Genomic DNA, 16,104 nt, shown 5'->3' with positions numbered 1-16,104 from the left:
CCGGTCAGGTCTGCGCCATGTCCACGAAGCGCGAGTAGTGACCCTGGAAGGCGACCGTGATCGTCGCCGTCGGGCCGTTACGGTGCTTGCCCACGATGATGTCGGCCTCGCCCGCGCGCGGGGACTCCTTCTCGTACGCGTCCTCGCGGTGCAGCAGGATGACCATGTCGGCGTCCTGCTCGATGGAGCCCGACTCACGCAGGTCGGACACCATCGGCTTCTTGTCCGTGCGCTGCTCGGGACCACGGTTGAGCTGCGAGAGCGCGATCACCGGGACCTCCAGCTCCTTCGCCAGCAGCTTGAGGTTTCGGGACATGTCCGAGACCTCCTGCTGACGGCTCTCCTGTCGCTTGGAGCCACCGGCCTGCATCAGCTGCAGATAGTCGATGATCACCAGCTTGATGTCGCTGCGCTGCTTGAGCCGACGGCACTTCGCGCGGATCTCCATCATCGACAGGTTCGGGGAGTCGTCGATGTAGAGCGGCGCGGACGACACCTCGGGCATCCGGCGCGCCAGACGCGTCCAGTCCTCGTCGGTCATGGTGCCGGAGCGCATGTGGTGCAGGGCGACCCGCGCCTCGGCGGACAGCAGGCGCATCGCGATCTCGTTGCGCCCCATTTCGAGGGAGAAGATGACGCTCGGGAGGTTGTTCTTGATCGACGCCGCGCGAGCGAAGTCGAGCGCGAGTGTGGACTTGCCCATGGCGGGACGGGCCGCGATGACGATCATCTGGCCCGGGTGCAGACCGTTGGTGAGCGAGTCGAGGTCGGTGAACCCGGTGGGCACGCCGGTCATCTCGCCGCTGCGTGAGCCGATCGCCTCGATCTCGTCGAGCGCGCCCTCCATGATGTCGCCGAGCGGAAGGTAGTCCTCGCTGGTCCGCTGCTCGGTGACCGCGTAGATCTCGGCCTGGGCCCGGTTGACGATCTCGTCGACGTCGTCGTCGGCCGCGTATCCCATCTGGGTGATGCGGGTGCCGGCCTCGACCAGGCGGCGCAGGACGGCGCGCTCATGGACGATCTCCGCGTAGTACTCCGCGTTCGCCGCCGTCGGAACGGTCTGGACGAGCGTGTGCAGATACGATGCGCCGCCAACCTTGTTGATCTCACCGCGCTTGGTGAGTTCGGCGGCGATGGTGATCGGGTCGGCCGGCTCGCCCTTGGCGTAGACGTCGAGGATCGCCTGGTAGATCGTCTCGTGCGCGGGCTTGTAGAAGTCGTGGCCCTTGAGAACCTCGACGACGTCGGCGATGGCGTCTTTGGACAGGAGCATGCCGCCGAGCACGGACTGCTCGGCATCGAGATCCTGCGGCGGCACGCGTTCGAAGGCCGAACCCGCGCCTTCCCACTCGCCGCCCTCCCTGCCGCGGTCGTGCTGTTCGTCCCGGCCGCGGCCTCCGTCACCTCGTCGTCGGGAAGCGGGCAGACGATCACTGGGACCGCTCTCGGCCCACGGGTCGTCCAAGGGCTCGGAAATACTCACCGAGCCACCTCCTCCCGTCCGTCGAGCGGACCTCGCCGTGCCCCTTATTTCTACGGCACGGCACTGACAAATGAAGCGCCCAACTCCGGTACGGGCGCGTCGGTTTTGTGATGGTTCTCGGTCCGACGGACGGGGCGGGTACCGGTCCACCGTAGGCCTGTGGGCACCGTCAGCCAATCTGGTTATCCACAGGCCATGTGGACGACGGCCCTGATGCTGTGGAGAACCTGCCAAAACCTGTGCACGACCCGGTGGACAGCCCTGTGAACAAGCCCTCGCCACTTCCGCCGTAACCAATCTGACCTGCGCATTTCCCATCCACCGGCTGTGCAGAAGAAAAACTTTCCACATCGGACCAAGATCGCTTCGAACAGTGCACGAGAGGACACGAGGCGAGATCAGAGGTAAGGGTCACAAAGCAATTGCATCTCTTACCTGTGGACGATTAGATTAGTGCTCATGACACAGGCTCCCGCGGCCACCAGGGCCACCCGACGACAGCACGACCGAGAGATCGTCATGCTGGCCGTCCCGGCCTTCGGCGCACTCGTCGCCGAGCCCCTCTTCGTCATGGCCGACAGCGCGATCGTCGGCCATCTCGGCACGGCACAACTCGCCGGACTCGGAGTCGCATCCGCCCTCCTGACGACAGCCGTGAGTGTCTTCGTCTTCCTCGCCTACGCCACCACCGCGTCCGTCGCCCGACGCGTCGGCGCCGGTGATCTCCAGGCCGCCATCCGCCAGGGCATGGACGGCATCTGGCTCGCCCTGCTGATCGGCGCCACCGTCATAGCCGTCGTCCTCCCCTCGGCGCCCGCCCTCGTCGGCCTCTTCGGCGCCTCGGACACCGCCGCCCCCTACGCGACGACCTATCTGCGGATCTCCTCCCTCGGCATCCCGGCCATGCTGATCGTCCTCGCCGCCACCGGAGTCCTCCGCGGACTGCAGAACACCAAGACACCGCTCTACGTCGCCGTCTCAGGCTTCGTCGCCAACGGCGTCCTCAACGTAGGACTCGTCTACGGCGCCGACCTCGGCATCGCCGGTTCCGCCTGGGGCACCGTCATCGCCCAATGGGGCATGGCGGCCGTGTATCTCGTCGTGGTCGTCCGCGGAGCCCGCCGACACGGCGCCTCCCTCAGCCCGGACGCCGCAGGGATACGAGCCTCGGCCCAGGCCGGCGCACCTCTCCTCGTACGCACGCTCTCCCTGAGAGCGATTCTCCTGATCGCCACGGCCGTCGCGGCCCGCCTGGGGGACGCCGACATCGCCGCCCACCAGATCATCCTGTCCCTGTGGTCTCTGCTGGCCTTCGCACTCGACGCCATCGCGATCGCGGGCCAGGCCATCATCGGCCGCTACCTCGGCGCGGACGATCCCGCGGGCGCCCGCGCCGCATGCCGCCGCATGGTCCAGTGGGGGATCGCCGTCGGAGTCGTACTCGGTCTCCTGGTGATCCTGTCCCGTCCGCTCTTCCTCCCCCTGTTCACCAGCAACCCCACCGTCAAGGACACCGCCCTGCCCGCCCTGCTGATGGTGGCGCTCTCCCAGCCGATCTGCGGTGTCGTCTTCGTCCTGGACGGGGTACTGATGGGCGCGGGAGACGGGCCGTATCTCGCAGGGGCGATGGTGGTGACCCTGGCGGTCTTCGCTCCAGTGGCCCTGCTCGTACCGACCCTCGGCGCCGGACTGACCGCGCTCTGGGGAGCGATGACCCTGATGATGGCGGTGCGGATGCTGACGCTCCTGCTGCGGGCCCGCTCGGGGCGCTGGGTCGTCACGGGCGCGACCCGCTGACCGTTTCACGTGAAACACCGGTTTCACGTGAAACACCGCCCGCCCCACCGTCACGTTTCACGTGAAACATGGGCGACGGAGCAGCGTCCCCCAATCCGGCACGCCACCCGGCATCCCGCCGTCCCGGAAACAGCAGAGGGGCCGCACCCCAACGGGTGCGGCCCCTCTCTCAGCTGTGCCGAGTGCAGCGATCAGGCTGCGATGACCTCGATGTTGACCTTGGCGGCAACCTCGGGGTGCAGACGCACGGACGTCTCGTGGGCGCCCAGGGTCTTGATCGGGGCAGACAGCTCGATACGACGCTTGTCGACCTCGGGGCCACCGGAAGCCTTGATCGCGGAAGCGATGTCGGCCGGGGTGACGGAACCGAAGAGACGACCGGCGTCGCCGGAGCGGACGGCCAGACGGACCTTGACGCCTTCGAGCCGGGCCTTTACGGAGTTGGCCTGCTCGATGGTCTGGATCTCGTGGATCTTGCGAGCACGACGGATCTGCTCGACGTCCTTCTCGCCACCCTTGGTCCAGCGGATAGCGAACTTCCGCGGGATCAGGTAGTTGCGAGCGTAACCGTCCTTGACGTCGACGACGTCGCCCGCGGCACCGAGGCCGGAGACCTCGTGGGTGAGGATGATCTTCATTAGTCAGTCACCCTTCCCTTATCGCGCGGTGGACGTGTAGGGCAGCAGCGCCATCTCACGGCTGTTCTTCACAGCCGTGGCGACGTCACGCTGGTGCTGCGTGCAGTTGCCGGTCACGCGGCGGGCACGGATCTTGCCGCGGTCGGAAATGAACTTCCGCAGCATGTTCGTGTCCTTGTAGTCCACGTACTGGACCTTGTCCTTGCAGAATGCGCAGACCTTCTTCTTCGGCTTGCGCACAGGCGGCTTCGCCATGGTGTATCTCCTGTGTGATCAAGAAGTGTGGGTACGACCCACCCTCGGCCCGAAGGCCTAGAAGGGGGGTTCGTCCGAGTAGCCGCCGCCACCGCCGGCCGGCTGACCGCCGCCGGAGTTTCCACCCCAGCCGCCGCCACCGCCGCCGCCCGCGTTTCCACCGGCAGGAGCGCTGGTGGCCCACGGGTCCTCGGCGGGAGCGCCGCCGGCCGGCTGACCGCCGCCGGAGTTTCCACCCCAGCCGCCGCCACCCTGGCCACCGCCACCGCCACCGCCGAAACCGCCGCCCTGGCCACCGCGAGCGCCACCGGCGGTCTTGGTGACCTTGGCCGTGGCACTGCGCAGGCTGGCGCCGACTTCTTCGACGTCCAGTTCGTAGACCGTGCGCTTGACGCCCTCACGGTCCTCGTAGGACCGCTGCTTCAGCCGGCCCTGCACGATGACGCGCATGCCTCGCTGGAGCGATTCGGCGACGTTCTCCGCCGCCTGACGCCAGACCGAGCAGGTGAGGAAGAGGCTTTCGCCGTCCTTCCACTCGTTCGTCTGGCGGTCGAAGGTGCGGGGAGTGGACGCGACACGGAACTTCGCGACCGCCGCACCGGACGGGGTGAAGCGCAGCTCGGGGTCGTCGACAAGATTGCCGACGACCGTGATGACGGTCTCGCCTGCCATGGGGGAACCTCTCGGCGGGTTTGCTGCTGGCTGCTTGGTGCTGCTACTCGAATCCCGAGATCAGCTGAGCTGGATGCTCAGTGGGTCTCGGGGCGGAGGACCTTGGTCCGGAGGACCGACTCGTTCAGGTTCATCTGGCGGTCGAGCTCCTTGACGACCGCAGGCTCGGCCTGCAGGTCGATGACCGAGTAGATGCCCTCGGGCTTCTTCTTGATCTCGTACGAGAGACGACGACGGCCCCAGGTGTCGACCTTCTCGACCTTTCCGTTGCCCTCACGGACGACGGAGAGGAAGTTCTCGATCAGGGGGGAGACAGCGCGCTCCTCCAGATCGGGGTCGAGGATGACCATCACCTCGTAGTGACGCATGTGGAACCCACCTCCTTTGGACTCAGCGGCCACGGTCGATCCGTGGCAGGAGGGTTGTGATGCGTAAGCAACAGTGTGTGCCAGTAAAACAGCCGCCACTGACATCGGATGCCCCTTGTGGGGATTCCGGGTCGTGACATGGGCAGACACCAGTGCAGAGGGTACAGAGTACCCGCACACCGGCTTCCGGTTGAAATCCGGTGGCGGAGAGCGTCAATCTGTACACATCGGGTGCGTCCGGCGCGACGATGCGCCGCCTTCCGCAGGAGGTGCCACATGGCACAGGCATTGCGACCCAACACCGCCGGTTCTCTCTTCGCCACCGACGGCAAGCCTCATCCGCTCCAGGACACGCTGCTCGCGGTGACCCTGGTGCTCGGGCTGACCGCGTTCATCACGGGCTTCTTCCACAACCTGCATCTGCTCAGCTCCTGGGCCGGTCTGGTGGGGATCCTCACCGGCGCATACGGGCAGTGGATCTCCGAGACGACGAGGGAGCGCTTCGGCCTGATCCTGGGTCTCGGTGCCGCTGGTGTCGGATTCTTCCTCGGCATGGCGCACGGCGGCCTGTTCGGCGGCGTCATCAACTGAGGAGCCGGACTCCGCAGTCCGAACTCCGGGTAAAACAGCACGGAACGCCTTGGCGGCCAACAGGCCGAGGCGAAGGTTGCATACGCCCAGTCGGGGCGCTCGTAAGGCGCAGTAGGCTTCGGCGCGAGAGCCGGAGCCCCTGTACCCATGGGGACACCCCAGCCCGAGGAGCGCCCCGAATGAGCCTGACCCTGAGGACCATCAGCCGTGAGCAGCATCTGGCATTCATCCAGAGCCTGCCCTCGGCGAGCCACATGCAGGTCCCGGCCTGGGCTGACGTGAAGGCGGAGTGGCGCTCCGAGAGCCTCGGCTGGATCGACGAGAAGACCGGCGAGCTGGTCGGCGTGGGCCTGGTCCTCTACCGCCAACTCCCCAAGATCAAGCGGTACTTGGCCTATCTGCCCGAGGGCCCGGTCATCAACTGGTTCGCGCCGAATCTGGACGACTGGCTCCAGCCGATGCTGGCCCACCTCAAGCACCAGGGCGCCTTCTCGGTGAAGATGGGCCCGCCGGTCATCATCCGGCGCTGGGAGGCCGTCTCCATCAAGGCCGGCATCCAGAACCCCGATGTGAAGCGACTGCGGGACATCGAGGCCGACTTCATCGAACCGCGCGCCTTCGAGGTGGCCGACAAGCTGCGCCGCATGGGCTGGCAGCAGGGTGAGGACGGCGGCGCGGGCTTCGGCGACGTCCAGCCGCGCTACGTCTACCAGGTGCCGCTGGCGAACCGCTCTCTCGAAGAGGTCCACAAGAACTTCAACCAGCTGTGGCGCCGCAACATCAAGAAGGCCGAGAAGGCCGGTGTCGAGGTCGTCCAGGGCGGTTACCACGACCTTGAGGAATGGCAGCGGCTGTACGAGATCACGGCGGTGCGCGACCACTTCCGGCCCCGCCCACTGTCGTACTTCCAGCGCATGTGGACGGCCCTCAACACCGAGGACCCCAACCGGATGCGGCTGTACTTCGCCCGGCACGACGGGGTGAACCTGTCGGCGGCGACGATGCTCGTGGTCGGCGGACACGTCTGGTACTCCTACGGCGCCTCCGACAACATCGGGCGTGAGGTCCGGCCCTCGAACGCGATGCAGTGGCGGATGCTGCGCGACGCCTACGCGCTCGGCGCCACCGTCTACGACCTGCGCGGCATCTCCGACTCGCTGGACGAGACCGACCACCTCTTCGGTCTGATCCAGTTCAAGGTGGGCACCGGCGGGCAGGCCGCCGAGTACCTCGGCGAGTGGGACTTCCCGCTCAACAAGCTGCTCCACAAGGCGCTCGACATCTACATGTCGCGCCGCTGACCTCACGGTCCTCGCTTCGATAACGTCGACAGCTTCCATACTTCTGATACACCGCAGCCACCCGAAAGGTTCCAGGTCCGGCCATGGCGCTCACGCTCTACGTCGACACCGCGCGCTGGCGGGCGCATCACAAGCACGTTGCCGGGCAGTTCCCGGGGCTCGTCCCGGTCTGCAAGGGCAACGGCTACGGCTTCGGGCACGAGCGGCTGGCGGAGGAGGCGACGCGGCTCGGCGCGGACGTTCTCGCCGTCGGCACGACGTACGAGGCCGCCCGGATCAAGGACTGGTTCGGCGGTGACCTGCTGGTGCTGACGCCGTACCGCCGCGGCGAGGAGCCCGTTCCGCTGCCGGACCGGGTCATCCGCTCGGTGTCGTCCATCGACGGCGTGTACGGCCTCGTGGGCGCCCGCGTGGTCATCGAGGTGATGTCCTCGATGAAGCGTCACGGCGTGAGCGAGCAGGAACTGCCGCAGCTGCACTCCGCCATAGAGAACGTGCGCCTGGAGGGCTTCGCCATCCACCTCCCGCTGGACCGCACCGACGGCTCGGACGCCGTCGAGGAGGTCATCGGCTGGATGGACCGCCTGCGGGCCGCCCGGCTGCCGTTGCACACGATGTTCGTCAGCCACCTCAAGGCCGAGGAACTGGCCCGGCTGCAGCAGCAGTTCCCGCAGACCCGCTTCCGGGCCCGGATCGGCACCCGGCTGTGGCTGGGGGACCACGAGGCGACTCAGTACCGCGGTGCGGTCCTGGACGTCACCCGGGTCTCCAAGGGCGACCGCTTCGGCTACCGGCAGCAGAAGGCGGCCTCGGACGGCTATCTGGTGGTCGTGGCGGGCGGTACGTCGCACGGGGTGGGCCTGGAGGCCCCCAAGGCGCTGCACGGCGTCATGCCGCGCGCCAAGGGCGTCGCCCGCGCCGGCCTCGCCACGGTCAACCGGAACCTTTCTCCGTTCGTCTGGGACGGCAAGCAGCGCTGGTTCGCCGAGCCGCCGCACATGCAGGTCTCGATCCTGTTCGTACCGGTGGAGGCGGCCGAGCCGAAGGTGGGCGAGGAACTGGTGGCCCATCTGCGGCACACCACCACGCAGTTCGACCGCATCGTGGATCGCTGAGCCCTTCTGAACAGCCGAAAGGCCGTACACGGAACCTTCCGTGTACGGCCTTTCGCGTGGTCGCCCCGTGCCCGGTCGGCGACTGTTCGCTCAGAGCGAACGGTCGGCCGGCCCCTCGCCGCCCCACTCCACCTGCGGTCCGTCGAAGGGGGCCGCGTGCCGCCCGGGACGGGCCGCGGCCCCGAAGACGAAGACGTCCTCCGCCCTGTCGAGCACCCCGCCCGAGGGGTCGTCGTCGCCCGCCAGGCGCACCACGTCCCGCTCCGGCATGAGGATGTCGCGCACGATCACGGCGCACAGATAGAGCGTGCCCAGGATGTGCAGGCCGATGGCCCAGTGGTAGCCGTCGGTCGGCAGGCCCTTGTGAGCGTCTCCGCTGGTCGTGTACGCGAGGTAGAACCAGATCCCCAGGAAGTACGCCACCTCGCACGCCTGCCAGATCAGGAAGTCCCGCCACTTCGGCCGGGCCAGCACCGCCAGGGGGACCAGCCACAGTACGTACTGCGGCGAGTAGACCTTGTTGGTCACGATGAACGCCGCGACGATCAGGAAGGCCAGCTGGGCGAAGCGCGGCCGGCGCGGAGCGGTCATCGTGAGCGCCGCGATGCCCGCGCAGCAGAGCAGCATCAGCAGCGTGGCGAACGTGTTGACGGTGTCGGTGCTGAGCGGGTCGCTGGAGTTCTGGGCGAAGATCAGCCAGAAGGACCCGAAGTCGACGCCCCGTTCCTGACTGAACGTGTAGAACTTCGACCAGCCGTCGAAGGCGAAGAGCATCACCGGCAGGTTGACCGCCAGCCAGGCGACGGCAGTTCCTCCGACCGCCTTCCCGAAGTCCCGCCACTTGCCCGCGCGCCAGCACAGCAGGAACAGCGGGCCGAGGAGGAAGACGGGATACAGCTTGGCGGCCGTGGCAAGGCCCAACAGGACGCCGAACGCGAGGGAACGGCCCCGCGACCACATCAGCATCGCCGCGGCCGTCAGAGCGACCGCCAGGAGGTCCCAGTTGATGGTGGCGGTCAGCGCGAAGGCGGGTGCCAGGGCGACCAGCAGGCCGTCCCAGGGCCGACGGGCGTGCGTGCGGCTGACGCAGACGACGATGATGGCCGCGCACACCATCAGCATCCCGGCGTTGACCATCCAGTACCACTGTTCCTGGTGCTGGATGGTGCCGCTGCCGGGTGTGAGCCAGGCGGCCACCTCCATGAACACGCCGGTCAGCACCGGGTATTCGAGGTACTGCATGTCACCGGGCAGCTTGTCGAAGTACGGCACGAGGCCGTCGGCGAAACCGCGCCCCTGATACAGGTGCGGGATGTCCGAGTAGCACGCGTGCGTGTACTGCGAGCTGGCCCCGAAGAACCAACCGCTGGTGTAGCAGGGCGCCTTCTGGACCAGACCGAGGGCGAACATGCCGATCGCCACCAGCGCGACGACCCGTACGGGAGTCCACCAGGACGTCCCCAGGAGAGCCCGCCGGCCGATGGGGCCACCGATCAGTTCACTCCCGGCGGCGGCGACCTCGTCGTCCTTGGTCGGCCGTACCGGATCCGGCTCGTGCACGCTCGTGGGCGTCAGTTCTGCACTGGGCATGGGGGACATCCTGCCGTACGGACCTAGGTGTACGCCGAGGGCCGCCGCACCTCGTGGATGCGGCGGCCCTCGTTTCACGTGAAACATCCGGTGAAGGGTGTTTCACGTGAAACACCCTCCATGAGCGATATGGCAGCTAACCGGTTGCGCCTCCGAAGATGCCCCCGTTGTCGCCACCTCTACTGGTGCCACTAGATTCCGTGGCAGTGGCCGTGTCCGTCGGCGTCGACGTCACCCCTCCGTCGGTGCCACCGTCGTCGCTGCACTGCCAGCTGAACTTGCAGGACTCGGTGGCCGAAGGTGTCGAGCTCGGCGTCTCACTGGGCGTCTCACTCGGCGTCTCGCTGGGCGTCTCACTCGGCGTCACGACAGGCGTCGGAGTGGGAGTCGGAGCACCGTCTTCGTTCGACACCTTGTCGATCTTGGTGGCGTCCGGGAAGCCGGGGTCGGACTTGCCCTTCAGCGCGCCCTCCATGTACTCGGTCCAGATCGACGTCGGAATGTCACCACCGTGGATGGACGCAACCCCTGCCGTGCCGTTCATGGAGAGCAGCTCGGCGTCCTTGGGGTTCTCCCTGAACATCGCGATCGATGTCGAGAGCTGCTGGGTGTAGCCGACGAACCAGGCCGACTTGTTGCTGTCGGTGGTACCGGTCTTGCCGGCCGCGTCACGGCCCAGAGCCTTCGCGTTCTCGGCCGTACCGTTCTGGATGACGTTCTCCAGTGTGTTCGTGACGTTGTTCGCCACGTTCTCCGGAATCGCCTGCTTCGCGACCGGCTTGGTGAAGCCGGACACCGGCTGTCCGTCCTGCTTGACGGCGGTCACCGAGTACGGGTCCGCCTGCTTTCCCGAGGCGGCGAACGTCGCGTAGGCGTCGGCCATACGGATCGCACTGGGAGTCGACGTACCGATGGCGAAGGACGCGTTGAGATCTCTCGCCATGCTGTCACTCAGGATGCCCGCAGACTTGGCGACATCCCGCACCTTCGTCATCCCGACGTCCATACCGAGCTGCACGTACGGCGTGTTGATGGACTGCTCCATCGCCTTGCGCAGCGTGATGTAACCCCAGGGATAGTTGCTCTCGTTGTTCTGGTAGAAGATCGAGTTGTCCTTGTTCAGGACGTACGAGCCGTCCTGGTTCTGGACCTTGAGATGGTCGTCGCCGTTGTACTTGCTGAGCGGCGAGATACCGACGCCGTCGGTCTTGTACGTGCCGTACTCCATGGCGGCGGCGAGCACGAACGGCTTCCAGGTCGAACCCACGGGGACACCCGAGGTGTCGGCGTTGTTGGTGAAGTGGCCGTTCTCGTAACCGTCACCGCCGTAGAGGGCGACGATCGCTCCGTCCTTGGGCACCACCGACGCCGCGCCGAACTGGACGTACTTGTCCAGATTGCGCTTCTTCGGATCGATGCGCTCCTTCTGGACCTTCTTCACGGCCGCGCTCAGCTCGTTGACCTTGTCCTTCTGGAAGGTCGTGTAGATCTGGAAGCCGCCCTGGTCGAACGCGGTCTGCGAGATGTTCGAGTGGCTCAGGACGTACTTCTTGGCTGTGTCCACCAGGTAGCTGATCTGGCCGGTCATGCCCTTGGTCGCCTTGAGCCCCTGAGGCATGGGGTACTTCTTGATGGCCGTCTGGTACTCGGTGTCCGTGATGCGCTTGTCGTTGTGCATCTGCTCCAGGATCCAGGCCCAACGAGCCTCGGAGCGCTTGCGGTTGGCATCGGAAGTCGCCGCAGGATCGATGTTCGTGGCACCGATGGGGTCGTAGTACGTCGGGCCCTTCAACAGGGCCGCCAGGAAGGCGCACTGGCTCGGCGTCAGCTTGACCGCGTCCACGCCGTAGTAGGTCTGCGCGGCGGCCTGTATGCCGTAGGCACCGCGGCCGTAGTACGAGGTGTTCAGGTAGCCCTGCAAGACCTGCTGCTTGCTGAGCTCAGTGCCCACCTTGATGGAGATGAACATCTCCCTGAGCTTCCGGGTGACCGTCTGTTCCTGGCTCAGGTAGGTGTTCTTGACGAACTGCTGGGTGATCGTCGAACCACCCTGCGTCTCACCGCCCTTGGCCATGTTGGCCAGGGCCCGGGCGATGCCCATGGGGTCGACGCCCGAGTCCGTGTAGAAGCTCTTGTTCTCGGCCGAGATCACCGACCACTGCATGGCCTGGGGAATCTGGGCGATGGTGATGTTCTGGCGGTTGGCCCCGGTGCCCGTGGCGACCATCTGATCGCCGTTGGACCAGTAGTAGACGTTGTTCTGCGACTTGGCCGCGTCGTTCTCGCTGGGGATGCCGACCATCGCGTAGCCGACGCCGACCGCGGCCACCAGGCTGCCGAAGAAGAACAGGCACAGGCCGGAGACAAGCTTCCAGGAGGGCATCCAGCGACGCCATCCGTACTTGTCGAAGCGCGGATAGTCGATGAACCTCTTCTTGCCGGACGCGGGAGCGCGGCCTCTGCCCCGGCCGGGCCCGTTCGGGCCGCCGGGACCTTGGCCGGCGGGCTCTCTGCGACGGCCGCCGCCTCTCTGGGCAGCCTTGCGTGCTTCGGCGCGGCTGCCGTACTGGCGCTCCTCATCCCCCGGCTCTGCGGGGTTCGACCCATAGGAGTCGGAGGGAGACCCGGTGGTGGCGCCTCGCGGTGCCGCGCGGCGGCCGGAGGTCGGTCCGGACTGGCCGCGTCGGGCCGCGGCACGTCCGCCTCCCTGCGGCTGCGGCGGTTTGCGACGGTGCTCGCTCATCGAACGATTACTCCTCGGGCAGGCGCATCCGTGCGCGCCTGGAAACGGCGGCTGGTTTCCGGTCCCCCCGAAGTACGGATGTGGTCGGTTCTGCATTCATCCGTACCGCACCGAGGACGTCGACGCCCCCACGCGTCACTTGGTTCCCGGTGGTGTGCATGCCGCACAGACTACGCACCGTCAAAACCTGCTTAGCCCCGAAGTTCACCCCAAATCAGGCAACTTGATTCCAACGAATCAGTGATGTGACGCCGCTCACCATCTCCCCACTTGTCGCATCCGGAAGGCCGTTCTATCGTCTGGATGTATCGAGTCGATACATCAGCTCGGCATAAAGGCCGTCACGGCCGGACCGCGGACAGGAGGGAGGCGACGATGAGCAGACGCTCCGGCATCCTTGAGTTCGCCATCCTCGGCCTGCTCCGCGAATCCCCGATGCACGGCTATGAGCTGCGCAAACGACTCAATACGTCACTCGGTGTGTTCCGTGCGTTCAGCTACGGGACGCTCTACCCCTGCCTCAAGACGCTGGTCGCCAACGGCTGGTTGATCGAGGAGACAGGGAACACCCCCGAGGACGCCCTCACCGCCACCCTCGCCGGACGTCGCGCCAAGATCGTCTACCGGTTGACGGCGGAAGGTAAGGAGCACTTCGAGGAACTGCTCTCGCAGACGGGGCCCGACGCGTACGAGGACGAACATTTCGCCGCTCGTTTCGCCTTCTTCGGGCAGACGTCACGCGACGTACGCATGCGCGTACTGGAGGGTCGCCGCAGCCGGCTGGAGGAGCGTCTCGACAAGATGCGCACCTCCCTGGCGCGGACCCGGGAGCGCCTCGACGACTACACGCTTGAGCTGCAGCGCCACGGAATGGAGTCCGTGGAGCGCGAAGTGCGCTGGCTGAACGAGCTCATCGAGAGCGAGCGAGCCGGACGGGACCTGAAGGGTCCCGCCTCCGGAGGCTCCGCTCAGCAGGACAGCACATCTGGGGAGTCGGGCGGCCTGCCCCGGCTCGGGGGCGCCACCCCCGGGCCGGATCCGTCCGACGAAACCACCACATGAGGTCCAGTCAGGGCCTCACCTCGCACACACAGGGAGCAACCGGAATGGGTTCGGTTCGCGTAGCCATCGTCGGCGTGGGCAACTGCGCCGCCTCACTGGTACAGGGCGTCGAGTACTACAAGGACGCCGACCCGGCGGCCAAGGTGCCCGGCCTGATGCACGTCCAGTTCGGCGAGTACCACGTCGGTGACGTCGAGTTCGTCGCGGCGTTCGACGTCGACGCGAAGAAGGTCGGCCTCGACCTCTCCGACGCCATCGGTGCCAGTGAGAACAACACCATCAAGATCTGCGACGTCCCGAACAAGGGCATCACGGTCCAGCGCGGTCACACCCTCGACGGCCTGGGCAAGTACTACCGCATGACGATCGAGGAGTCCGACGAGACCCCGGTCGACGTCGTCCAGATCCTCAAGGACAAGCAGGTCGACGTCCTGATCTGCTACCTGCCCGTCGGTTCCGAGGACGCGGCGAAGTTCTACGCCCAGTGCGCCATCGACGCCAAGGTCGCCTTCGTCAACGCCCTCCCGGTCTTCATCGCCGGCACCAAGGAGTGGGCGGACAAGTTCACCGAGGCCGGCGTCCCGATCGTCGGCGACGACATCAAGTCGCAGGTCGGCGCCACCATCACGCACCGTGTGATGGCGAAGCTGTTCGAGGACCGCGGTGTCCGCCTTGAGCGCACGATGCAGCTCAACGTCGGCGGCAACATGGACTTCAAGAACATGCTGGAGCGCGACCGCCTGGAGTCCAAGAAGATCTCGAAGACGCAGGCCGTCACCTCGCAGATCCCGGACCGCGACCTGGGCGAGAAGAACGTCCACATCGGCCCGTCGGACTACGTCCAGTGGCTCGACGACCGCAAGTGGGCCTACGTCCGCCTCGAAGGCCGCGCCTTCGGCGACGTCCCGCTGAACCTGGAGTACAAGCTGGAGGTCTGGGACTCCCCGAACTCCGCGGGTGTCATCATCGACGCCCTGCGCGCCGCGAAGATCGCCAAGGACCGCGGCATCGGCGGCCCGATCCTCTCCGCGTCGAGCTACTTCATGAAGTCCCCGCCGGTGCAGTACTTCGACGACGAGGCCTACGCGAACGTCGAGAAGTTCATCAAGGGCGAGGTCGAGCGCTAAAGCCCGCCACCGGTCCGTTCGTCGAGGGTCCCCGGGCATTGCGCCCGGGGACCCTCCTCGTATGTGAGGCTGTGCCCATGGCCGTCGTCCGTGACCTGCGCATCCTCCTGCGCTTCCAGGGCTTCCGGCGCCTGCTCGCCGTACGCCTGCTCTCCCAGGGCGCGGACGGCGTCTACCAGGTCGCACTCGCCGCCTACGTCGTCTTCTCCCCGGAGAAACAGACCTCGGCCGCCGCCATCGCCTCCGCGATGGCGGTCCTGCTCCTCCCGTACTCCCTCATCGGCCCCTTCGCCGGCGTCCTCCTGGACCGCTGGCCCCGCCGCCAGGTCTTCCTCTACGGCAACCTGCTGCGCGCCCTGCTGGCCGCGGCCACCGCCGTCCTGATGCTGAGTCACGTCCCGGACTGGCTCTTCTACGTCTCCGCCCTGTGCGTCACCGCCGTCAACCGCTTCGTCCTCGCCGACCTGTCCGCCGCACTCCCACGCGTGGTCGACGACGAGCGCCTGGTCGTCGCCAACTCCCTTTCCCCCACGGCCGGAACACTGGCGGCGACGCTGGGCGGCGGCCTCGCCTTCCTCGTACGGCTGCTGGTCGCGGACACCGACGCCGCGGTGGTACTGCTGGGAGCAGCCCTGTACCTCTGCGCGGCCCTCACGTCCTTGCGCATGGCCCCCGAACTCCTCGGCCCCGACCGCGCGTTGACCCACCCCCGACTCGCCACAGCGCTCGCCGGCACCGCCCGGGACCTGACAGCGGCCGTACGGCATCTCGCCGCCCCGCAACGCCGGGAAGCGGTCTGGGCTCTCGCAGCGATGACGCTGATGCGCTTCTGCTACGGCGCCCTGACCGTCCTTCTGCTCATGCTCTGCCGCTACGCCCTCTCATCGACCCCGGACGACGGACTGCGCCTGCTGGGGCTGGCGTTGGGGGTGTCCGGCGCCGGCTTCTTCGTTGCGGCCGTGGTGACGCCCTGGGCCGCTGGACGACTCGGCCCCGGCCGCTGGATCGCCGTGTGCGCCGCGGGCGCCGCCCTTCTGGAACCGGCCCTCGGCCTCCCGTTCACCACCGCCCCCATGCTGGCGGCGGCCTTCGTCCTGGGCCTGACCACACAGGGCGCGAAGATCGCCACGGACACGATCGTGCAGTTCTCGGTCGACGACGGTTTCCGCGGCCGCATCTTCTCCGTCTACGACGTGCTGTTCAACGTCGCTTTCGTCGGCGCCGCCGCGATGGCCGCGCTGATGCTGCCCCCTGACGGCCGCTCGGCGGTGCTGGTGCTCACCGTGGCCGTCGTCTACGGAGCAGTTGCTGTGACTATGGCCCACTTTGAGCGCCGGACAGTGTCACATCACTGATACGGAG

At 66.9% G+C, this 16,104-nt stretch carries 14 protein-coding genes; 7 read left to right on the top strand and 7 right to left on the bottom strand.

Features of this window, described 5'->3' with window-relative positions; genetic code table 11:
* Positions 1-4: 4 nt before the first annotated feature.
* Entirely contained in the window at positions 5-1,483 is a 1,479-nt protein-coding gene (gene dnaB, locus OG407_RS26605) for a replicative DNA helicase (RefSeq protein ID WP_026150108.1), read from the bottom strand.
* 459 nt (positions 1,484-1,942) lie between these two features.
* Here dnaB and OG407_RS26600 point away from each other — a divergent pair, with 459 nt between their 5' ends.
* Positions 1,943-3,280 (top strand): MATE family efflux transporter, encoded by a 1,338-nt coding sequence (locus tag OG407_RS26600; RefSeq protein ID WP_405861806.1) that lies wholly within the window; start codon positions 1,943-1,945, stop codon positions 3,278-3,280.
* Between the two features lie 191 nt (positions 3,281-3,471).
* Here OG407_RS26600 and rplI read toward each other — a convergent pair whose 3' ends face one another.
* From rplI to rpsF, 4 genes are all read right to left on the bottom strand, one after another.
* Positions 3,472-3,918, bottom strand: coding sequence for a 50S ribosomal protein L9 (gene rplI / locus OG407_RS26595; protein WP_327402812.1), 447 nt, complete (start codon positions 3,916-3,918; stop codon positions 3,472-3,474).
* Between the two features lie 18 nt (positions 3,919-3,936).
* Positions 3,937-4,173 (bottom strand): 30S ribosomal protein S18, encoded by a 237-nt coding sequence (rpsR, locus tag OG407_RS26590; protein ID WP_006381652.1) that lies wholly within the window; start codon positions 4,171-4,173, stop codon positions 3,937-3,939.
* A gap of 57 nt (positions 4,174-4,230) precedes the next feature.
* The gene (locus OG407_RS26585; protein WP_405861804.1) at positions 4,231-4,845 is read right to left on the bottom strand and encodes a single-stranded DNA-binding protein; all 615 of its coding nucleotides are present in this window, start codon (positions 4,843-4,845) and stop codon (positions 4,231-4,233) included.
* Positions 4,846-4,922: 77 nt separating this feature from the next.
* Positions 4,923-5,213 (bottom strand): 30S ribosomal protein S6, encoded by a 291-nt coding sequence (rpsF, locus tag OG407_RS26580; protein ID WP_006604399.1) that lies wholly within the window; start codon positions 5,211-5,213, stop codon positions 4,923-4,925.
* A gap of 276 nt (positions 5,214-5,489) precedes the next feature.
* Here rpsF and OG407_RS26575 point away from each other — a divergent pair, with 276 nt between their 5' ends.
* From OG407_RS26575 to OG407_RS26565, 3 genes are all read left to right on the top strand, one after another.
* On the top strand, positions 5,490-5,804 hold the full coding sequence (locus OG407_RS26575) for a hypothetical protein (protein ID WP_328681447.1): 315 nt from the start codon (positions 5,490-5,492) through the stop codon (positions 5,802-5,804).
* A gap of 179 nt (positions 5,805-5,983) precedes the next feature.
* Positions 5,984-7,105, top strand: coding sequence for a lipid II:glycine glycyltransferase FemX (locus OG407_RS26570; protein WP_405861802.1), 1,122 nt, complete (start codon positions 5,984-5,986; stop codon positions 7,103-7,105).
* A gap of 83 nt (positions 7,106-7,188) precedes the next feature.
* Positions 7,189-8,220: an alanine racemase gene (locus OG407_RS26565; RefSeq protein ID WP_365301175.1), complete on the top strand. Its 1,032-nt coding sequence runs from the start codon at positions 7,189-7,191 to the stop codon at positions 8,218-8,220.
* A 90-nt stretch (positions 8,221-8,310) separates the two neighbouring features.
* Here the strand turns inward: OG407_RS26565 and OG407_RS26560 are convergent, their stop codons facing one another.
* Together OG407_RS26560 and OG407_RS26555 are read right to left on the bottom strand one after the other, a co-directional pair.
* Positions 8,311-9,810, bottom strand: coding sequence for a glycosyltransferase family 87 protein (locus OG407_RS26560; RefSeq protein WP_405861799.1), 1,500 nt, complete (start codon positions 9,808-9,810; stop codon positions 8,311-8,313).
* 136 nt (positions 9,811-9,946) lie between these two features.
* Complete coding sequence (locus OG407_RS26555; RefSeq protein WP_405868612.1) at positions 9,947-12,193, bottom strand: transglycosylase domain-containing protein; 2,247 nt, start codon at positions 12,191-12,193, stop codon at positions 9,947-9,949.
* Between the two features lie 735 nt (positions 12,194-12,928).
* Here OG407_RS26555 and OG407_RS26550 point away from each other — a divergent pair.
* The 3 genes from OG407_RS26550 (at position 12,929) to OG407_RS26540 (ending at position 16,097) form a co-directional block, all read left to right on the top strand.
* Positions 12,929-13,615 (top strand): PadR family transcriptional regulator, encoded by a 687-nt coding sequence (locus OG407_RS26550; RefSeq protein WP_033285749.1) that lies wholly within the window; start codon positions 12,929-12,931, stop codon positions 13,613-13,615.
* 44 nt (positions 13,616-13,659) lie between these two features.
* Complete coding sequence (locus tag OG407_RS26545) at positions 13,660-14,742, top strand: inositol-3-phosphate synthase (protein WP_327402805.1); 1,083 nt, start codon at positions 13,660-13,662, stop codon at positions 14,740-14,742.
* A 77-nt stretch (positions 14,743-14,819) separates the two neighbouring features.
* On the top strand, positions 14,820-16,097 hold the full coding sequence (locus OG407_RS26540; protein WP_405861797.1) for an MFS transporter: 1,278 nt from the start codon (positions 14,820-14,822) through the stop codon (positions 16,095-16,097).
* Positions 16,098-16,104 lie beyond the last annotated feature (7 nt).

The organism is Streptomyces sp. NBC_01515, assembly GCF_045040345.1.
Classification (GTDB): domain Bacteria; phylum Actinomycetota; class Actinomycetes; order Streptomycetales; family Streptomycetaceae; genus Streptomyces.
Note: the sequence above shows the minus strand (reverse complement) of the source record. Positions and strands in the feature narration are given on the sequence as shown.

Coding starts and splice junctions, on each gene's coding strand:
- OG407_RS26540 (WP_405861797.1), top strand. CDS start 14,820: ATGGCCGTCGTCCGTGACCTGCGCATCCTCCTGCGCTTCCAGGGCTTC.
- OG407_RS26570 (WP_405861802.1), top strand. CDS start 5,984: ATGAGCCTGACCCTGAGGACCATCAGCCGTGAGCAGCATCTGGCATTC.
- OG407_RS26600 (WP_405861806.1), top strand. CDS start 1,943: ATGACACAGGCTCCCGCGGCCACCAGGGCCACCCGACGACAGCACGAC.
- rplI (WP_327402812.1), bottom strand. CDS start 3,918: ATGAAGATCATCCTCACCCACGAGGTCTCCGGCCTCGGTGCCGCGGGC.
- OG407_RS26550 (WP_033285749.1), top strand. CDS start 12,929: ATGAGCAGACGCTCCGGCATCCTTGAGTTCGCCATCCTCGGCCTGCTC.
- OG407_RS26555 (WP_405868612.1), bottom strand. CDS start 12,193: ATGCCCTCCTGGAAGCTTGTCTCCGGCCTGTGCCTGTTCTTCTTCGGC.
- OG407_RS26585 (WP_405861804.1), bottom strand. CDS start 4,845: ATGGCAGGCGAGACCGTCATCACGGTCGTCGGCAATCTTGTCGACGAC.
- rpsF (WP_006604399.1), bottom strand. CDS start 5,213: ATGCGTCACTACGAGGTGATGGTCATCCTCGACCCCGATCTGGAGGAG.
- OG407_RS26575 (WP_328681447.1), top strand. CDS start 5,490: ATGGCACAGGCATTGCGACCCAACACCGCCGGTTCTCTCTTCGCCACC.
- OG407_RS26545 (WP_327402805.1), top strand. CDS start 13,660: ATGGGTTCGGTTCGCGTAGCCATCGTCGGCGTGGGCAACTGCGCCGCC.
- OG407_RS26565 (WP_365301175.1), top strand. CDS start 7,189: ATGGCGCTCACGCTCTACGTCGACACCGCGCGCTGGCGGGCGCATCAC.
- rpsR (WP_006381652.1), bottom strand. CDS start 4,173: ATGGCGAAGCCGCCTGTGCGCAAGCCGAAGAAGAAGGTCTGCGCATTC.
- OG407_RS26560 (WP_405861799.1), bottom strand. CDS start 9,810: ATGCCCAGTGCAGAACTGACGCCCACGAGCGTGCACGAGCCGGATCCG.